17 protein-coding genes and 1 pseudogene are annotated in these 17,675 nt (G+C 40.6%); 12 read left to right on the plus strand and 6 right to left on the minus strand.

Annotated features, from left to right (window positions below; genetic code table 11):
- The 9 genes and pseudogenes from CLV51_RS25420 to CLV51_RS25460 all read left to right on the plus strand — a co-directional run.
- On the plus strand, positions 1–4,473 hold a 4,473-nt coding region (locus CLV51_RS25420; protein WP_211302121.1), incomplete at its 5' end, for a DUF6443 domain-containing protein.
- Entirely contained in the window at positions 4,470–4,826 is a 357-nt protein-coding gene (locus tag CLV51_RS25425; RefSeq protein WP_106530927.1) for a hypothetical protein, read from the plus strand. The genes CLV51_RS25420 and CLV51_RS25425, both read left to right, overlap by 4 nt.
- A gap of 257 nt (positions 4,827–5,083) precedes the next feature.
- Entirely contained in the window at positions 5,084–5,686 is a 603-nt protein-coding gene (locus CLV51_RS25430; protein WP_106530928.1) for a hypothetical protein, read from the plus strand.
- A gap of 49 nt (positions 5,687–5,735) precedes the next feature.
- A pseudogene (locus CLV51_RS25435) lies at positions 5,736–6,302 on the plus strand (RHS repeat-associated core domain-containing protein); the annotation flags it as partial.
- Complete coding sequence (locus CLV51_RS25440; RefSeq protein ID WP_106530930.1) at positions 6,289–6,669, plus strand: hypothetical protein; 381 nt, start codon at positions 6,289–6,291, stop codon at positions 6,667–6,669. The pseudogene CLV51_RS25435 and the gene CLV51_RS25440, both read left to right, overlap by 14 nt.
- A 5-nt stretch (positions 6,670–6,674) precedes the next feature.
- The gene (locus CLV51_RS25445) at positions 6,675–7,073 is read left to right on the plus strand and encodes a hypothetical protein (protein WP_106530931.1); all 399 of its coding nucleotides are present in this window, start codon (positions 6,675–6,677) and stop codon (positions 7,071–7,073) included.
- Between the two features lie 404 nt (positions 7,074–7,477).
- The gene (locus tag CLV51_RS25450; RefSeq protein ID WP_106530932.1) at positions 7,478–8,311 is read left to right on the plus strand and encodes a hypothetical protein; all 834 of its coding nucleotides are present in this window, start codon (positions 7,478–7,480) and stop codon (positions 8,309–8,311) included.
- 30 nt (positions 8,312–8,341) lie between these two features.
- Entirely contained in the window at positions 8,342–8,923 is a 582-nt protein-coding gene (locus tag CLV51_RS25455; protein ID WP_106530933.1) for a hypothetical protein, read from the plus strand.
- Complete coding sequence (locus CLV51_RS25460; protein ID WP_106530934.1) at positions 8,892–9,830, plus strand: HTTM domain-containing protein; 939 nt, start codon at positions 8,892–8,894, stop codon at positions 9,828–9,830. Before CLV51_RS25455 ends, CLV51_RS25460 begins: the two co-directional genes overlap by 32 nt.
- 17 nt (positions 9,831–9,847) lie before the next feature.
- On the opposite strand, the gene CLV51_RS25465 is transcribed toward CLV51_RS25460, so the two are convergent.
- The 5 genes from CLV51_RS25465 to CLV51_RS25490 all read right to left on the minus strand — a co-directional run bounded on the left by CLV51_RS25465 (position 9,848) and on the right by CLV51_RS25490 (position 14,016).
- A complete protein-coding gene (locus CLV51_RS25465; protein ID WP_106530935.1) occupies positions 9,848–10,699 on the minus strand; it encodes a DUF2911 domain-containing protein in 852 nt (283 codons plus the stop codon).
- 65 nt (positions 10,700–10,764) lie between these two features.
- On the minus strand, positions 10,765–11,421 hold the full coding sequence (locus CLV51_RS25470; protein WP_106530936.1) for a response regulator transcription factor: 657 nt from the start codon (positions 11,419–11,421) through the stop codon (positions 10,765–10,767).
- 121 nt (positions 11,422–11,542) lie between these two features.
- Positions 11,543–12,352 carry a sensor histidine kinase gene (locus CLV51_RS25475; RefSeq protein WP_106530937.1) on the minus strand — a complete coding sequence of 270 codons (810 nt, stop codon included), beginning with the start codon at positions 12,350–12,352 and terminating at the stop codon, positions 11,543–11,545.
- Positions 12,353–13,037: 685 nt separating this feature from the next.
- Complete coding sequence (locus tag CLV51_RS25485) at positions 13,038–13,481, minus strand: hypothetical protein (RefSeq protein WP_106530939.1); 444 nt, start codon at positions 13,479–13,481, stop codon at positions 13,038–13,040.
- A gap of 304 nt (positions 13,482–13,785) precedes the next feature.
- Positions 13,786–14,016, minus strand: a complete 231-nt coding sequence (locus CLV51_RS25490; RefSeq protein WP_106530940.1) for a helix-turn-helix domain-containing protein — start codon at positions 14,014–14,016, stop codon at positions 13,786–13,788.
- Between the two features lie 317 nt (positions 14,017–14,333).
- Between CLV51_RS25490 and CLV51_RS25495 the strand changes: the two genes are divergently transcribed.
- From CLV51_RS25495 to CLV51_RS25505, 3 genes are all read left to right on the plus strand, one after another.
- Complete coding sequence (locus CLV51_RS25495) at positions 14,334–14,831, plus strand: hypothetical protein (RefSeq protein ID WP_106530941.1); 498 nt, start codon at positions 14,334–14,336, stop codon at positions 14,829–14,831.
- Positions 14,815–15,087, plus strand: a complete 273-nt coding sequence (locus CLV51_RS25500) for a hypothetical protein (RefSeq protein ID WP_106530942.1) — start codon at positions 14,815–14,817, stop codon at positions 15,085–15,087. The genes CLV51_RS25495 and CLV51_RS25500 overlap by 17 nt, the downstream gene beginning before the upstream one ends.
- A gap of 639 nt (positions 15,088–15,726) precedes the next feature.
- Positions 15,727–16,629 carry a hypothetical protein gene (locus CLV51_RS25505; RefSeq protein ID WP_106530943.1) on the plus strand — a complete coding sequence of 301 codons (903 nt, stop codon included), beginning with the start codon at positions 15,727–15,729 and terminating at the stop codon, positions 16,627–16,629.
- 134 nt (positions 16,630–16,763) lie between these two features.
- Here the strand turns inward: CLV51_RS25505 and xerD are convergent, their stop codons facing one another.
- Complete coding sequence (gene xerD, locus CLV51_RS25510) at positions 16,764–17,663, minus strand: site-specific tyrosine recombinase XerD (RefSeq protein WP_106530944.1); 900 nt, start codon at positions 17,661–17,663, stop codon at positions 16,764–16,766.
- Positions 17,664–17,675 lie beyond the last annotated feature (12 nt).

Raw genomic sequence — 17,675 nt, forward strand, 5'->3', positions numbered from 1 at the left:
TTTAATATTAATTCCAATATAAAAAAAGCAGCAGGGGTATTATTCATTATCGTATTTGCCACAACGCTGTCTGCTCAGAATGTACCTACAGGTACCGGTGTGCCGGCAGGTACGGCCAACCCGGCTCCAGCTGCTTACACCAACTCCACCATTAATTATGTAAGGACCTGGGAGCCTTCCATGCCTACCAGCGATTCGGCCGCCGTTGTTTCCAGTACGGATGTTAAAGCAGTAAAACAAACTACCCAATACATAGATGGTTTGGGCCGGCCGTTACAAACAGTGAGCAGAGGTATCAGCGGTATAAATAACAGGGACCTGGTGGCCCCTGTTATATACGATCAGTTTGGAAGAGAAGGATTAAAATATCTTCCCTATGTTTCACCCACCAGTGATGGCAAGTTTAAGCTCAATCCTTTTAGTGAACAGCAAACTTTTTCAGGCACGCAATATCCCGGAGAACAGGTGTATTATGGTGAAACACAGTTTGAAGCCTCTCCCTTAAACCGGGTGTTGAAAACACTGGCCCCTGGCAATAGCTGGGAGGGCAGCGGACGCGGAGTAGAAAATAGTTACCAGGTGAATACCACTGCGGATGCTGTTGTGATCTGGAATATGGCGGCAGGAGCTACTATTCCCACACAAAATGGTGTTTATGCTTCAGGGCAACTGTTTAAGAATGTAGTAAAAGATGAAGTGGGCAACCGCGTAGCGGAATTTAAAGATAAAGAAGGGAAAGTCATATTAAAGCGCGTAGAAATCACTCCCGGGGCAGCAGATGGATACATCGGCTGGTTATGTACTTATTATGTATATGATGACCTGAGCAACCTGCGTTTTGTGATTTCCCCCAAAGCAGTGCAGGCCCTTTTGACCAGTTGGGTTATTTCCCAGCAAGTAGCAGATGAGCTATGTTATCAATATCAGTATGATGGCCGTAACAGGATGATCGTAAAAAAGATTCCGGGCACTACTGCTCCTACAGAAATGGTATATGATGTAAGGGACCGGTTGGTATTTACACGTGATGGTAATTTACAGGGCAAAAACCAGTGGATGGTCATGTTCTACGATGGGCTTAACCGGCCCACCATGACAGCCCTGTACACTGGCATTGCCACCGATACCAGGGATGCGCTGCAAACCCGTATGAATACTGCCACTTCCAATACACAAAACATTCCTTATACTTTTCCAGGGGTGGCTGATCTATCGGTGAATAATTATGATAGTCGCCCGCAGTATATTGCTACCAAAAGTGTTACCCTTGAAATGGGTTTTGATACTGGTACCGGGGCAACAACAGAAGTATTGAATGATTCGACTATTATTGCTGGAATTACTACCCTCCCAGCTACCAATCCATTGCCGGGATTGGATCCATCAACATTAACCCCGCTTACCTATACTTTTTATGATGATTACAGTTATATCGGTGTGTTGGCTCCTCAAACCGGGGATTTCAATAAACCCCAGGCAGGCAGTAATCCTTATGCAGAGCCTGTAACTGCGGTAAGTGCTATGATCAAAGGATTGGTAACAGGTACGAAAGCAAGAGTAGTGGGGACTAATAGCTGGTTAACTACTTCTACTTATTATAATGACAAGGGGCGCGTTATACAGGTACTATCGGAGAATATAAACAGCGGTGTGGACGTATTGACATCTCTGTATGATTTTAATGGAAAACAGCTCAGTACCTACCATCGTCATAGCAACCCGCATAGCAAGGCTACGCCGGATATGCGGCTGCTGACCAATATGAGCTATGATGCTGTGGGAAGATTAACGAGCATCAGCAAGCAGGTGAACGATGATGCTGCCAAAGTGATTGTGCAGAACAGTTACAATGAGCTGGGACAACTGATGACCAAAACACTCGGAGCCAACCTGGAGAGCCTGAACTATGATTACAACATTCGTGGGTGGCTCAAAGGGATCAACAAAAGCTATGCACAAATCGGGAGCGCCGGACATTATTTCGGAACCGAGCTGCACTACGATTACGGCTATACGCAATCGCAGTACAACGGTAATATAGCAGGCATTACCTGGCGTAGTAAAAGTGATAATCAGTGGCGTTCCTATGGATATAGTTATGATGCCGCCAACCGCTTGCTGAAGGGAGATTTTACTCAAAACAACAGTGGCTGGAATAATACAGCTGGCGTGAATTTCAGCATGCAGCTGGGAGACGGACTTAATTACAGTACTGCATATGATGCCAATGGTAACATTCTTGGCATGACCCAACAGGGGTTAAAAGGTACCACTAGTGTTCCTATTGACAAACTCAGTTATGTTTATCTGGCTAACAGCAACAAACTGCAGGGTGTAATCGATGCTGCAAATGATCCCAGCTCTACCCTGGGGGATTTTAAAGAAGTAAATGGTACCGGCACCAATGATTATGCGTATGATGCCAATGGTAACCTTACACAAGACGCAAATAAAAATATACCGGCATCAGGAATAAGCTATAATCATCTGAACCTTCCCACAGGGATAACGATTACAGGTAAAGGTAATATCCAGTACCTGTATGATGCAGCTGGTAACAAGCTACGCAAAACAGTAACAGATAATACGGTTACTCCGGCTAAAACAACAGTTACTGATTATATCGGCGGTATGGTATATCAGAATGACACCATGCAGTTTTTAGCCCATGAAGAAGGACGGGTACGACCGGTATTGAAAACAGGGCTACCTATCAGCTATGTGTACGACTATTTTGTAAAAGACCACCTGGGTGACATCCGTATGGTGCTTACAGAACAAAGTGATTTTAGTATGTATGCTGCTACGATGGAAACAGCACCCGCGACAACAGAAACTGCTTTGTTCAGCAATATTGACAATACCCGCACGGCTAAACCTGTAGGTTATCCCCAGGATAACACCACACAAAAAAATGAGTTTGTTGCCAAACTGAATGCCAAAGCAGGCGGTCAAAAGATTGGCCCTTCCCTGGTATTACGGGTAATGGCCGGTGATACTATTAAAATAGATGGTAAAGCATTCTATAAATCTGATGGTCCTAAAAACTCCAATAATCCTCCCCATATAGAGGATATGGTGGCTGATTTGGTGCGGGCATTTAATGGCGCTGATAATAACACAGGTGCACATGGTGAAGGGAGCGCGAATCAGTCTACTCCATTTACCAATAATTTCTATAGTAATGATTATAAGCGGTTAAAAGAAAAAGACCCGGAACAAAATAAATCAGATAAACCGAAAGCGTACTTAAATTTTGCGTTGTTCGATGATCAGTTTAAATTAGTGGAAGAAAATAGCGGGGTACGGCAAGTGAAAGGAGAACCGGATCAATTGCAATCATTAGGTACAGAGAAGATGGCTATTAAGAAGAGTGGCTTCCTGTATGTATATACCAGTAATGAAAGTCAGCAGGATGTGTTCTTTGATAATGTTATATTGGGAGTAACGTCAGGGCCACTGTTGGAAGAGACACATTATTATCCATTTGGGTTGACGATGGCGGGGATAAGTTCGAATGCGCTTAAAGGAACTTCATATGCTGGGAATAGATTGAAGTATAATGGAAAGGAGTTGCAGAGTAAGGAGTTCGGAGATGGATCAGGACTGGAGTGGTATGATTATGGGGCAAGGATGTATGATGCGCAGATAGGGAGATGGCATACGTTAGACCCAATGGCAGGGAAGTATGAAAGTTGGTCACCATACTCATACTGTTTAAACAACCCGATTGTTTTTATTGACCCAGATGGGAGAACTGTTGATCCTGCAAGCCAAACCGAATGGAATAAGCAAAAGAAAGCCGTTACAGATCAGATGAATAAATTACAAAAGAAGATTGATAATTTAACCGCCAAAGCAGAAAAGAAAGGATGGAGTGCAGAGAAGCTTTCAAATAAGACCGGCGATTTAAATGAGAGAGTATCGGGTCTGAATAGCAGCCTTAGTAATTTAGGGAGCCTAGAACAAAGTACGCAGGTCTATAGCCTTGCAACTACATCGGGAGAAGAAGGCGGTACTACTTATGATCCTAAAACAGGAAATGTTGTGATTACTTTTGGCACAACTTCAAATTTTGTACATGAAACAACTCATGCTGGACAGTTTGAAACAGGAGATATGGCATTTAACAGTAGATCAGGGCAATCTTTAGGGCAAGATGTGCAAGATGAGGCAGCAGCTTATAAAGCTCAATATGCTTATGATCCGTCATCCGTTTCTGGTTTGAAATCTACATCAACAGCAAACACATTTGCAACTATAACAACTTCTTGGGTCCAAGGGATAACAAAAACTGATGGAACAAAACCCTATGCTCTGGGAGGCGCAGCAAATACAGGAATAACTCCTGTTAATATCAACAGTAATAGAGATGCTTTAATTAAAGCATACCCTAATCAGGCGACTACGTTATACACACTACCAACAACATTTACTTTAAAAGACATACCATCAATTTATTATAAACGATGAAAAATAACATTCTATTTATAGTAGTTGTAATTTTTACTTCCTGTAGAAGTGTTGCTGTATCTCAAAATATAGCGGGACAATACTATAAGTCAGGTAAGGATTATCAATACAACTTAATTTTGAATAAGGATAATTCATTTGCTCTTACTCAAAAATATTTTGATGTTAATTCCATGTGCCAAGGTAAATGGCAGTACCTATCAGCGGACACAATTTTATTAAATTGTGGGGATGAGGATTTATCTGCTCGTCTTGAAAGAGGCTACATGACTGAAAGGCAAAAGAAAATAATTGTGTTGGGCCAAAATAAACTGAAACTTGGTGCAGTGATTTTAAAACGGAAAAAAGAATGAAACAATAAATCGTCAAGAATAAAATAAATGACAGAGGGCCGCAGGCGGGAGCTTGCGGTTTTTCCGTTTATCGGGTGTATGCTTTTTTAGTTTTATTATAAGTAATAGCCAACCATTTTAGGACCTATTGATATTAATTCAAAGGAAGGAAAGATATTACGCCAACAAACTATGGAAGCAGGTAAAGCAGGGGTCACGGTTAAAGAGGTATATAAGGGTTGGCAAAAAGATTATCAAAAGGGACAAAAATAGATTTTATGAAAAAGATCAAAATACTTTATGGGCTACTTTTACTATCGGCACCCATATATTCACAAAATGCTTCAAGCAGCATATACCAATATAAGTCGTCCCACTATTATGAAAGTATTGATTTATTAAACGACGGAACATTCAAGTATTATCAAAAGACAGAGTTTACAAAGAGCGAAATAAATGGTAATTGGCAATTACGGCATGATAGTATTTTAGTATTGGATAGCAGCCCTCAAAAAACCAAACTCAAAGTTTCTGAATCGTATAAAAAAAACAGGAAGGTTACATTTCGTATTCGGGATATGAAGAACGATTTGATTTATTATAATATATACCTTCTCACAAACGAGGGAGACAGCCTTGTATTCAAAGATCAGTTCGATAAAACTACTGCAACAGGAAAATTTTCCTCTTTTTACATCGTGGATACAAAAGGATTACATTCTCCAGTTTACAACATAAATGGTGTACGGACCAATTTTTTCGACATAAGTGTTGAGCAACAAAGAGTATTTGAGAATGAACATTGGAAGCATTGTGATCAATATATAGTTCCTCTGGGATTAAATGGGAAATATTCGGATTACAAATTAGTAAAGCAGTGAAATGTAGTTGGAGATCCAGTGCTGAAAGAGAACGTATTACTATTCGTTTGGATTGACGATGGCGGGGATTTCTTCTAATGCATTGAAGGGGAGTAACTATCCGGAGAACCGGATGAAGTACAACGGGAATGAATTACAGAATAAAGAGTTTAGTGATGGTAGTGGCCTGGAATGGTTTGACTTCAATGCAAGAACTTATGATCAACAGTTAGGGCGGTTTATACAAATAGATCCACTTATTGAAAGTGGAGAGCGGGAAACCCTTAGTCCTTATCATTTTGCTAAGAATAATCCTGTAAAGTATAATGACCCGGATGGTAAATGTCCGAATTGCTTAGTTGGCGGAGTTGTTGGTTTCTTTGTTGATGCTGCAGTTCAGGTTTCGGCGTCTGTAGTAGGTTCAGTTGCAAGAGGAGAGCCTGTATCACTCGGTACAATTTCGCGTGACTTCAGCGTAACTCAATCATTAGCAGCAACGGCTGCGGGTGCGATAACGAGCGGGCTTTCAGCAGTAGAAGAAGCTGGAGTATCTCTTACAGTTAAAACTGTCGCGGTTAATGGTAGTGTAAAGCGTTTGGAGGCAACAGGCTCAAAATGGGTCAGTGAATCCTACTGAACTTGTAATTGATGCTTTACCAATACCTGAGGGCAAAACAAGAAATCTTATGAATACTGCTCCTGCAGAGAAATCTTTAAGGCAGGCGGAAAATTCATTGAATTCTTCCACAGGGAAAATTCCTCAACGGAAAATTAACGCAGTTCAGGAAGCTAAGAGCACATTAAATAGGCAGGTCGAAGCAAATGCAACTTATAATTTAACTGGAGAGTCAGCGAAAGCAGCTGGAGGCAGGACAGTTGTTAATGAAACAAGGAAAGCTGCAGAGAATAGTAAATCAGGAAGAGGTTCGGCTCCTTTGAATCCAGTAAATGCTCCTCCTCCCAGCGATAATACAAAAGTTATTAAACCTCTAATAATAAGATAAATAGAATGTCGAAGAATTTATTTTTAGCGCTAATACTTGTTGCTGCGTCTGTCTTTCTTTTTACATTAAGTTATTGGAAGTATAATGTGCGTATTGAGACGTTGAAAGATAAGAATCTGATTACTGTTACAATATCTGATATTGATTGTAATAGGCTGAATAGGAAGAGCTCTTTGGTATTTAAGCATAGGGGGCATAATCATATAGTAAACCTGACTCGTGACCGCTGTGGGCAGTTTAAAGTTGGCGATCAAATAAAATTGTATTATAATCCCAAAAGTGATTGGTACATATTGGACGATGATGGAAAAGAAAGTGAAGATGTTTGGGGAATGATTGGTTCTGGGATTATGTTTATTATTGTGTCAATATCTTCATTGCGGATGGTTTACTTAAAGAAATAGAATTTTTTTGATTTTATATTTTAAAATCAAAAAGAGAAATAACCTAACTACATTATCACGAGGATAACTAGAAAAGACATTGGCAAGACCTTAAATAGTAAAAATACAAGTATTAGCTATTACAAATAACTCATAAAATGCAAAAGTCGCAGGTAATCACTTGCGACTTTTGCATTTTATGAGTTAAAGGCTTTTTTAGCTTTAGTATTTTGAATAATGTTATCAATTAGGAAATACCTTCTCTTCACTTTTTTGGGGCAATACGCATCGTGCTTGCGGGTTTCATAAATAAATAATAAAACACGACTTATTCATGCGATAGGATGTGCAGTCATTTGAAGTAATTTTAAAGCAGGATGCCCTAACCCAGCCCCTTTAAATAACCCTCAAAATCTAATCATCACATGAACAGGTACCTATTATCCTCTTTCCTACTATACCTTCTGGTACTCACTGCCTGCCAGAAAGAGCAGGTCAAAAAAAGCGCTGATGAAACACTAACCTCACAAGCAATAAGTAGTAGTGTTACAGCGGCGGCCACATCTGATCAATTAGACTTAATTCTGAAAGATCTGCCTGTTGGTACTTACCGGCTGGAATTTCCTAATATGCCTGCAAATCCGGCTATTACCAAACCATTGTACGGTACACTAACAGATCTTACCCGTGCGCCCATCAAAAATTTCTACCTTCCAGCTCTCACCAGCCTGAACTATGGATGGTGGGTTCCTCATTGGATCTGGCCTATCATCATACCCGGCCCCAGTTGCATGGATATTATCAATGATCCCACCGTCTCAGACAAGGTGTTACAACTGGCTAAACAACAGGGACTGCCTTATTTTAATAATGTAATAGCTATTGACGCCGGACAAGGACAGATGATCCTGGAAAGCAAAGACTATTTCAGTAAATTAAGTAGTATTAAAACTGACGACATAGATAATAAAATCCTCAACGGAATTCCCCTGAACAGTTTTCGTCTGGCACTTCCGGGTAACGTGCAGCAGCCTTATTTCACCCGTTTATTTTATGGTACCGGTGATATAAAAGGAGTGAAAGCAGGTAATGGCGATCTGTCTGATTATATCAAAATGTTCCCGAAATATATTGGCTGTTTAGACCCTATTATCCTGGATAAAATTCGTTTGAATGCGCTCAATTACGACAAGAATGTGTTTGGTAATTTGAATATTCAGTCAGTAGGCAGCGGAGTAGGGGTGCTGGTATACAAATAAACATAGCCCAATTTTAAGTATATACAAGGCATGGTGAGTACTGCGAAAGGAAGCACCATGCCTTACTATAATCCTTTTCTTATGACCCTCCGGCATCAACTCTGGCTGGGAATTGTCTTTTTTCACCTGCTGCTCGCAGTCCTGAATGCTGCACATATGAAAGAATGGGGCAGGAAAAGCAGACTGGTTCACAGCGTCAATATTTACGGTTATTATTCCGGCGCAGGGAATATTTATAGCTTCTTTGCTCCTGGTCTTGCAGAAGAAACTGAGGTGATCTATACATTGGCAGATGCTGCTGGTCATCAGCGTGTACTACGACTGGAGAATAATAACCACGAGCATAACCTGCGTATTCAGACTATTTATACTTTTTTTGGTATCAGGGAAGCAAAAGACCTGTTCCTGAAATGTACTGCCGCCTATATGTTTGACCAGCACCGGGATGCAGTACTGATACGGGTGCTGGTGTTAGGAAAATATATTCCTTCTATGTATGATTTTCGACGCGGACAAACATGCCGGTGGCGGATGTATTTTTATGAAGATTTCGCCAAAAAAGATCAGGTAAAACAAAGCTATGAAAAAACCTATCCGGGCAAGGATCTTTAATTTTTTCTTCAAGCCTTCTTCTCCTTACCCACTGGCCTTTTTAAGGATCAGTGTTGCCTTGCTGCTTATTACACAGTTGTTATGGCTTTATAAAAGCCTCCCGCTGTTATACGGGCATCAGGCACTCATTCCCTGGCCGGTGAGCCAGGCTATTATGGGAAATTATACACCGAATATAGAATGGGTGGCTGGTTACGCTGATTATCTGCATATTTCTCCTGATGACGTGCTTTGGATCTTTATCGGCGTTTACCTGTTTGTGCTGGTGGTTTTTTTGCTGGGCATTTTTACCCGTGTAATGGCTGTACTGGTGTGGGCATTGCATTATATGCTGGTGAATACAGGCTTTATGAGCGCTTATGGAGTGGAGAGCTTTGCACACATCATATTGTTCTATTGTATTTTTATGCCGGTGGGCAATGCGTGGTCTTTCGATGCAAGAAAAGGGAACAAGCAGGCAGATAATGAATGGAATACATTATCAGTACGGGTATTGCAACTACACCTGTGCATAATATATTTTTTTTCGGGCATTGAAAAAGCGGTAGGTATTCAATGGTGGAACGGAGAGGCTATCTGGCGTACTTTAATGCAGGATCAGTTTAAGCAGTTCGATATGTCCTGGATGGCATATTACCCCTGGGTGGCAAAAATCATTTGCTGGAGTACGTTGTTATTGGAAATCGGGTATCCCTTCTATATGTGGGGGACTGCTAGCCGTAAATACGGACTTATAGCCATTATACTATTGCATCTGGGTATTGCTGTTTTCCTGGGGCTGCAGCTGTTCGCTGTAATCATGATTATTTTCAGTGTGGCAGCTTTTGGCAAATTAAAACCCCGGAAGGCTTTAGGCCATTCCGGGGCAGCTGCTCAAAAAATAACAGAAAGCTCCATCATTTTTTAAATGTCTTATTCTTGCCGTTATTTCAATGTAGCCAGTAACTTATTATTCAAAGCTACGTAGTCATCATTCTTAGCTGTTTTAGCCAGTTCAATAGACTTCAAAGCCGCTTCCTTAGCAACTTTCACGTCTTTTGCTTTAGCATGGATACGAGCTTTCTGATACCAAACCCAAAATGCATCAGGGCTCTGGTTGGCTGCTTCATCAATCCATTCTGTAGCCTTCTTCAGATCTTTGCCAGTTTCAAAATAGTATACTGCTGCCTGGAAGTAAGGTTTTTTGTCAGCGGATTTCATCGCTTCATCTATCTGCGATACAATTTTATTATCGATATCAGCAGTAATCTCTACCGGTACTTTGGTTTTGTCCCAGCTTAAAGCCAGTATCATAGAAGAAGCCTGTACCTTTTCAAATTCGATGGTAAAGTTTTCCTGGGAAAAAGGCATTGCTTCCGGGGAAACCTGTACACGGGCAATATCATTTTCCTGTTTGTAAGCTGCAGGGCTGGTTACATCCAGGCTGCTGGTCAGTATAACTGTCCATTGTTTAGCACCGGGGATAGTGAGCAAGCCGTATTTACCTGCTTTCACCGCTACGCCGCCAAATTTTACATCTTCGCCGAAAGTAATGGTAGTAGCATTGTTGGCACCGGTTCTCCATACTTTGTTATAGGGAACCAGGTCACCCATAATTACCCTGCCATTCTTCAGTGGACGGGAATAGTTCAGTTCCACATTAGATAAAGCAAAATCCTGTTTAATTGTTTGTGTTGGGCTCGGAGCGGGCATCTTAATGCCTTGTGCCATCGCGGCGCCGGCATACATCAGCAGCATTGCGCCTGCTGTTGCAGCAAAGGTTCTTAAAGTTTTCATATAAGCTTATGTTTATTGGTGGTCCCGGGATTACCAGGATTTGATACAGTAATACAGGTGCAAAGTTACTCAATCAGACCATTACGGAATGCATACAACACGAGTCCAACACTGTTTTTAACATTGAGCTTTTCCAGCAGTTTCTGGCGTATCCCCTCTACCGTACGGGGGCTCAGGAAGATCTGTTCAGAAATTTCCTGTGTGGTATATTCGTTGCAGATCAGCTTCAGCACTTCCTTTTCACGGTCGTTGAGTTGTATTTCGTTCTTTAAAGTAGGCTTGAACTGTTGTTTGTTTTTGTGTAGTACTTTTTTGAGTAATGCCAGGTTTACATTCTCATTGAAATAAAATCCCTTTTCGTAGGTAGTACAGATGGCCTCATAAATTTCTTCCGGATCGGCATTTTTAAGCAGATAGGCATTAGCTCCGTTTTCCACCAGGTGTACAATGAAGTTGTCATCTTCATACATAGTAAGTATGATGATTTTCACATCCGGATACTTTTCTTTTACCTTAACAGTAGCCTCAATGCCGTCCATATTGGGCATTTTGAGATCCATGAGAATAACATCAGGCTGTTGATGTTCCATGATCTGTAGCAGATGCAGGCCGTCATCGGCTTCAAAAATGAAGCTGATATTTTCGTAAGGAATCAGTGTATTTATTACTCCACTGCGGAAGATTTTATGATCATCTGCAATGGCCACTTTAATGTGCGCCATAGGTGGACAGTTTATAGAAGATTTGCTATTATTTTATTGTAAATAAATTACTATGAGTCATGCCGTTACAAGCGGGTTCATCACAACCGGATGGCAATTTAGTAATAAAACAACATAAGTATCAACTATTCTGGGCGGGCGACTGATAATTATCTACACTAATCGTTGCAATGGTACCTTTTGGTGTTCTGCTAGTGAAGTTAATATTTCCACCGATAATATTCAGGCGGCTCTCAATATTTTTGAGTCCGAGGCTGCCCGATTTTTTACGGGAATCGGTTAAAGATGGCAACAGTGCGCCGTTTCCGTCATCTTCTACGTTGATAGTAAGCAGGGAAGGAGTGGTTTGATAGGTAATCCATACCTCCGATGCCTGGGCATGTTTCAGGATATTATTGAGTACTTCCTGCACCACGCGGTACACGTTAAGGGCTTTTTCTTTTTCTACCGTTTGTCCGTTACTGGCGGTTTTAAAAGAGATCTTTACCTGTTTGTTCTTATTCATCAGGCTGCAGAAGGAGTCCAGTGCATGTGCCAGACCCAGGTTTTCCAGTGCCTGCGGGTGCAAACTTTGGGAGATGAACCGCAGTTGCTGGATAATAACATCTGTGAAATCTTTGGTTTCCTTGAGCCTTTCTGTTTCGCCGTTGCCGGTTTTGAGTAATGGCTGTAAGCCACCGAGGTTAAGTTTCAGTACAGATAATTGTGCACCCACTTCATCATGAAGGTCTTCCGCAATACGTTTGCGTTCCTGTTCCTGACCCTGGAGTACCGCCACGAGGCGTTCGCGTTGGATTTGTAAGTCTTTATCCCGAATAACAAGCTTGTGTTGAATTACCTGTTTTTGTTGAAGCATTACCAGCAATATCACAATTATCCCCAGGGTTAACATTACTGTAGATCCGATTACAATAATATCAACTATTCGCATATCTCAATTTTTTGGTTTTTGAGAGCCCAATGTAAAAAAGAATCATTGATATAATGCCAACAATATAATTTATGACTAATATAGTCAACGTCATTCCCATGTTTGATATACCTGATTCCTGGATAATATTGTAACTGATATTAAATAATAATGAGGTACAGAAAAAAATAAATATGCCTGCATTATACCAAAAAACGGGTAGTGAATCTATATAGATTGCTTTTTCAATAAGATCTTTATCTTTTAACAGTTGAAGAAAGAAGATGATAGCATATACCATAATCACGATATTCCTTATTCCTCCGGAAATTGAATTAAATGCTTTAATTCCTTCTAGCTTAAAAAAATCCAGCAGGAATATAAGTAGTATTATGAACGGCATTATTTTAATGAGTGTCCGAACAATTTCATTTTTTATGGTTAGCCAATAAAATACTGAGAGTATAACGAACTGCACAAAATACATGACGCTAAAAAACCACATATTATTACCAAATAGTTCTGACAGAAGCCATGACCCTGCTGCAAAAATAATGCTGCTGATTATGTAGTAGAAAATCCATTTTGCTGGGGGATTGAGCAATTTGAAATTGACTACAAAGGGGATCAGAATTAAACATTCGACCCCCAGCATAGCATAGAAAATACAATGGAATATTGTTGGATTCACGTTAATATTTTAATGTTATGGTTGGGCTGGTTTTGGTGGTTTTGTACCGCCGCAATAGTCAGGACATGGAAGACCAGCATCCAGTATTTTTGCTGTGGACATACTTTTTGCTACAGCGCCGGTTGCAGTTGCAGGAACTTCAGGTGTGGGCAATATATCATTTCCATCACTATCTACAGCTACCAGTACCATTTTCTTCTCTTTTACACCACTTCCGTCAGTATCTACCTTTAAACCATAGTAGATCCTTAAAGCAGTGGCATCCGGATGATCAAGTAATTCGAGCACTTTATCTTTACCAAAACACATTGCTTTTATATGATGTCCGGTAAGAGATTTTTGGTTAGCACTTGCAATAGCATGGTCATCATCATGATTTCTCGTTAGAGTGTTCATTTCCTCCAGTGAAATGAAAGCGCCTGCATCCGAAGGAATAGGCCTCTTAGTAGAATCGCTCATAGTGTGTAGTTTTAGTTTGGCGGTAAAATTATTATAATTTATCACTTATCCAATGCTGTGATTTGCCTGCAATAGCATAGCAGTCTTGTAGGGTATAGGGTCGTAATGCAATATGATGCTATATTTGAAGTGGTTTTAACTCGATAAAATAGACGAATGTTTACGTAGGGGTAACAGCAAAATGCGTATAAATACGCAAATCCTTGCGTGTGCTTTTGAAAATGAAACAAACTATTTGTTATGTGGTTATTCCTTTGATATCAGGGGGGCGCTCTTGAAGTTTATCCTGCTTTAAGCGTTTCGCTTAATCACATTTAGGAAATAACTGGTATAGTTCTACTTCAAGTGCCGCTGCCAGTTTAACTATAGAGTGGAATTCAATATTCTTTTGTCCATTTTCAATCCGGCTTATATCTCCATTGTTTATCCCTGATCGAACCTCCATGTCCATCTGTGTTAATTTCCGTTCTTTCCTAAGTTGCTGCAGGCGTTTTCCTAATTTGATAAGTTCGTCTGAATATCTTTCTGTAGTCATTTTGCTGATTAATCACAAAGGATCAGAAAAAAGGCAATAAAAAATCTGGTTTATAACACAGTTTTTTAAAAGAAATCTTTATCTTTACAAAGTGAGAATGAATCGTGCAATTAATTATTCAGCGACCCTTAGCATATTAAGGCTATCGCTTATCCTCATCCTGAGGAATGGGCCTGCCTCATAGGCCCATGTATAAAGCTCCCATTTTAATATAAGGCATTGATAATCGGTTAAAGCGACCGATAGGGCATTGTTTGGCCCGATAAAACCTGTGATACCCTGAAACAATATTATAAACACAAAAAAAATAACATGCTATGATTGATCTGCTTACCGTCTTGAACAACATTACTTCATACGTTTCACAGCGGGGATTTATTGAAGTTTGTTGGCTACAGCTACACAATGTTATATCCAGTAAAGAGGCTGGCAAATGGTCTTCAGATAAACGAGGCCAGTTTATGTTATTCAGCGAGTTCTTTATAATGAATGGAAATGCGGCTTTTACAATACGGGATACTTTGATCAGAGCGCATGTGAAAAATTTGAATAAAGCGCTGGTGGAGGAATTAGCTGAACCACTGGATGATTTGATTGAATTTGCATCAGCCACTGATGTTAAAGAATTGACGGAGGTAATGAATGAATATGTAGAAATAATTGTTGATGAAGAACATTGCCTGTTAGAAGCAAGCCAGGTTGAAATAGCGGCAAGCCATTTTAAAACCTTTTTCCTGACATTGCTCTCGCTGGATATAGAACAGCGTATTGAAACTGTAACAATAAAAGCCAATGAATATGCATGTAGACAATAACAAAATTAATGTGCTTAATGAGCTGCACGCCACATTTTCGAATGTAGCTATTTATTTTAGGGAGCGCGTTTGTGAAGAATGCAATTTTAGTGTACCTACTTTTTATAGGAAGATGCAGGATAAAGATAAGCTGGACGCGAAAGGTAGGCTCGTCCGGGTATTCAGCAATGCCGAAAAGGAGATGATTCGTGAAATTGCAAAAGAAGTGCAGGAAGTGTTAATAAGTTCCCTCAATGGTCTGAAATCAAAGAGTTGATGTTTTAGGCATAATTAGCATCTACAGCGCTTGATTACTCTTGCGCTATTTTTATTTGCAGCAGGAGCATATCTTGATATAACTGGTACTATATTATCAAATATCCTTACCACAAGGTTAGGTCCAGGATAGCCCTGTGATAGCACAATGTCAAGAATTAGTTGGAAGGGTTAATATAATATTAGTATGGTAGGATTGTGCTATAAGTGTAGATCGAATATTATAGCAATTGGTAGTTTGAAGATAAGTAAACTATGGTTAAATAGTTCAAAGTTTTTTTGGCTACCTGATTTACCCTTGCGCCATTTTATTTTTACAATAAGCAACTTCTCACCTGTCATCCTCCCCATATTCCCAAACATCTCATCATAATACCGTACTTCTCATTATGAAATGCGTATTTCTACGGAATCCTTTTTTTCAGTTCTAAAACGCTTGACTCTCTCCTTAAACTTCCCAACCTTTGTATCATCAACCGGCTTAGTAATCTATTGTCACTGTCCACAAAAAAGTAATTGGCCTTTCTACCTTGTTTGTTTTTTTTCGCTAGTAGTCCGCAGAGGTTTGGCTGTACCGATAAACAGCTCATCAGGTTAAGCTCGTTAACCCCCTTTTTTTTTTATTTAAAAAAATAAAATTATGAGTTACCTATTAATCGGCAACATCTCTGCACTAATTTGTAATGATTGTATTGAACCTTTGGTGAATGCAAGGATACGCATTTACCTGCCAGCTACCCGGTATCCGTCGGATAATGAGGCAGGAGTAAAGGGCATCTTTCATGACATGAAGCAATTATCTGCCAAAGAAGTGCTCATGAAGGCAGACAGACTACTGGCAGAAACGACCCTGGATGAGAATGGTAATTTTAGTCTTACCTGGGACGAAATTCATTTGTTTACAGAAGCATTGGAAATGGACCTTTGCCTGGATCAAATGCCTGGCAAAAATGGTAGCCACCAGTCACGTAATTTTCATCTCAGTAAATTAGTGCCTCACTGGAAACGCAATAGCAATGGCTATGTAGGAGCATATGCTTATGTTATTCCGGCTGAAGTATGGCGTACCATTTACCAAAATGCCGGCGCCTGGGTGATTACCGGTCTTGTAAAACATCAGCAGAGAGCTGCCGGTACACCACGCCTGAAAGTAGAAGCGTATAATGCTTTATCAGGTCAGCTGATAGGGCAGGCTTATACTAATGAAACCGGCAGGTACATGTTGCATTTTTCTCGTAAAAATCTGTATAGCGGTTTTATGCAGCCCATTATACCCGGACGTAAAAACCTGGGACCCGATATTTATTTCAAGATTTACAGGAATGAACAACTTTTGTGGTCGGAAGATGAGCAAAGGGCAAAAGATCAGGACCGGCAGGATGTTGCACCCTGTAGCTGCCTGGATATCATGTACAGGCCATCCGTTGTAAAAAGAGCATCAGACCATATCGGTTCATGGCTCAATGGTGTGATCACCCTAACGGGTACACGAAAAAATAAACGCGACAGATACCGTTTGCTAACCCACTTTAGCTTATTGTAAGAGATTATCATATTGTTTGTATACCCATCCCTTATTTGCGACCCCGCAGTTATTATGGCATTAAATCCCCTTTTGTTTGGGACCCGATTGAAGCAAAAAGAACAGCTACCTTTCCCCGGGTAGCTGTCTTTATTTTAAAACCTCGGGTGAAACCGCATCAGCGTATCACGTAAATATTCTCTGTCGAGATGGGTATAGATCTCTGTAGTAGTAATACTTTCATGTCCGAGCATCTCCTGCACGGCACGCAGATCGGCGCCGCCCTCTACAAGATGGGTGGCAAAAGAATGACGGAAAGTATGCGGCGACACATTCTTATTGATCCCTGCCATTTTAGCAAGTTCTTTCACCACCAGGAATATCATGACCCGGCTCAGCATACCGCCGCGGCGATTCAGGAATAAGGTATCCTCTTCTCCATATTTAACAGGTAATTCTATGCGGACATTCCTGCGGTAAAGATCAATCTGCTTCATAGCATCTTTACCAATCGGTACCATCCTTTCTTTATTACCCTTGCCTATTACCCGGATAAACCCTACATCCATATGCAACTGGGTGATCTGTAAATTGATCACCTCACTTACCCGGAGGCCACAACTGTACATAGTTTCCAGGATAGCCTTGTTCCGGTGCCCTTCGGCAGTGTCAAGGGGTATCTGCGCAATGATCTTTTCTATCTCCTCGAAAGTTAATACATCCGGCAACTTACGTAATACTTTAGGTGCCTCCAGTAATTGCGTCGGATCTTCCTTTGCCATATCTTCCAACAGGAGGAATTTGTAAAATGCTTTGAGACCGGAAATCGTTCTGGCCTGAGAAGTAGCCGTCATGCCCAGTTTCGCAATCCATTGCACACAGCCTTGTAAATCTTCCAGCGTAACGTCTTGTGGCCGCAGCTTTTCTTTACCATGGGCCATGAGATACTGCTCTAATTTTTCTACGTCGCGTACATATGCTTCCACAGAGTGGTCAGACATAGATCGCTCCAATCTTAAATATCCTTTGAATAGTTTTCGGAATGATTCCCACATAAATGGCAAGTT

Origin of the sequence: Chitinophaga niastensis (genome assembly GCF_003014755.1) — a bacterium.
GTDB lineage: Bacteria > Bacteroidota > Bacteroidia > Chitinophagales > Chitinophagaceae > Chitinophaga > Chitinophaga niastensis.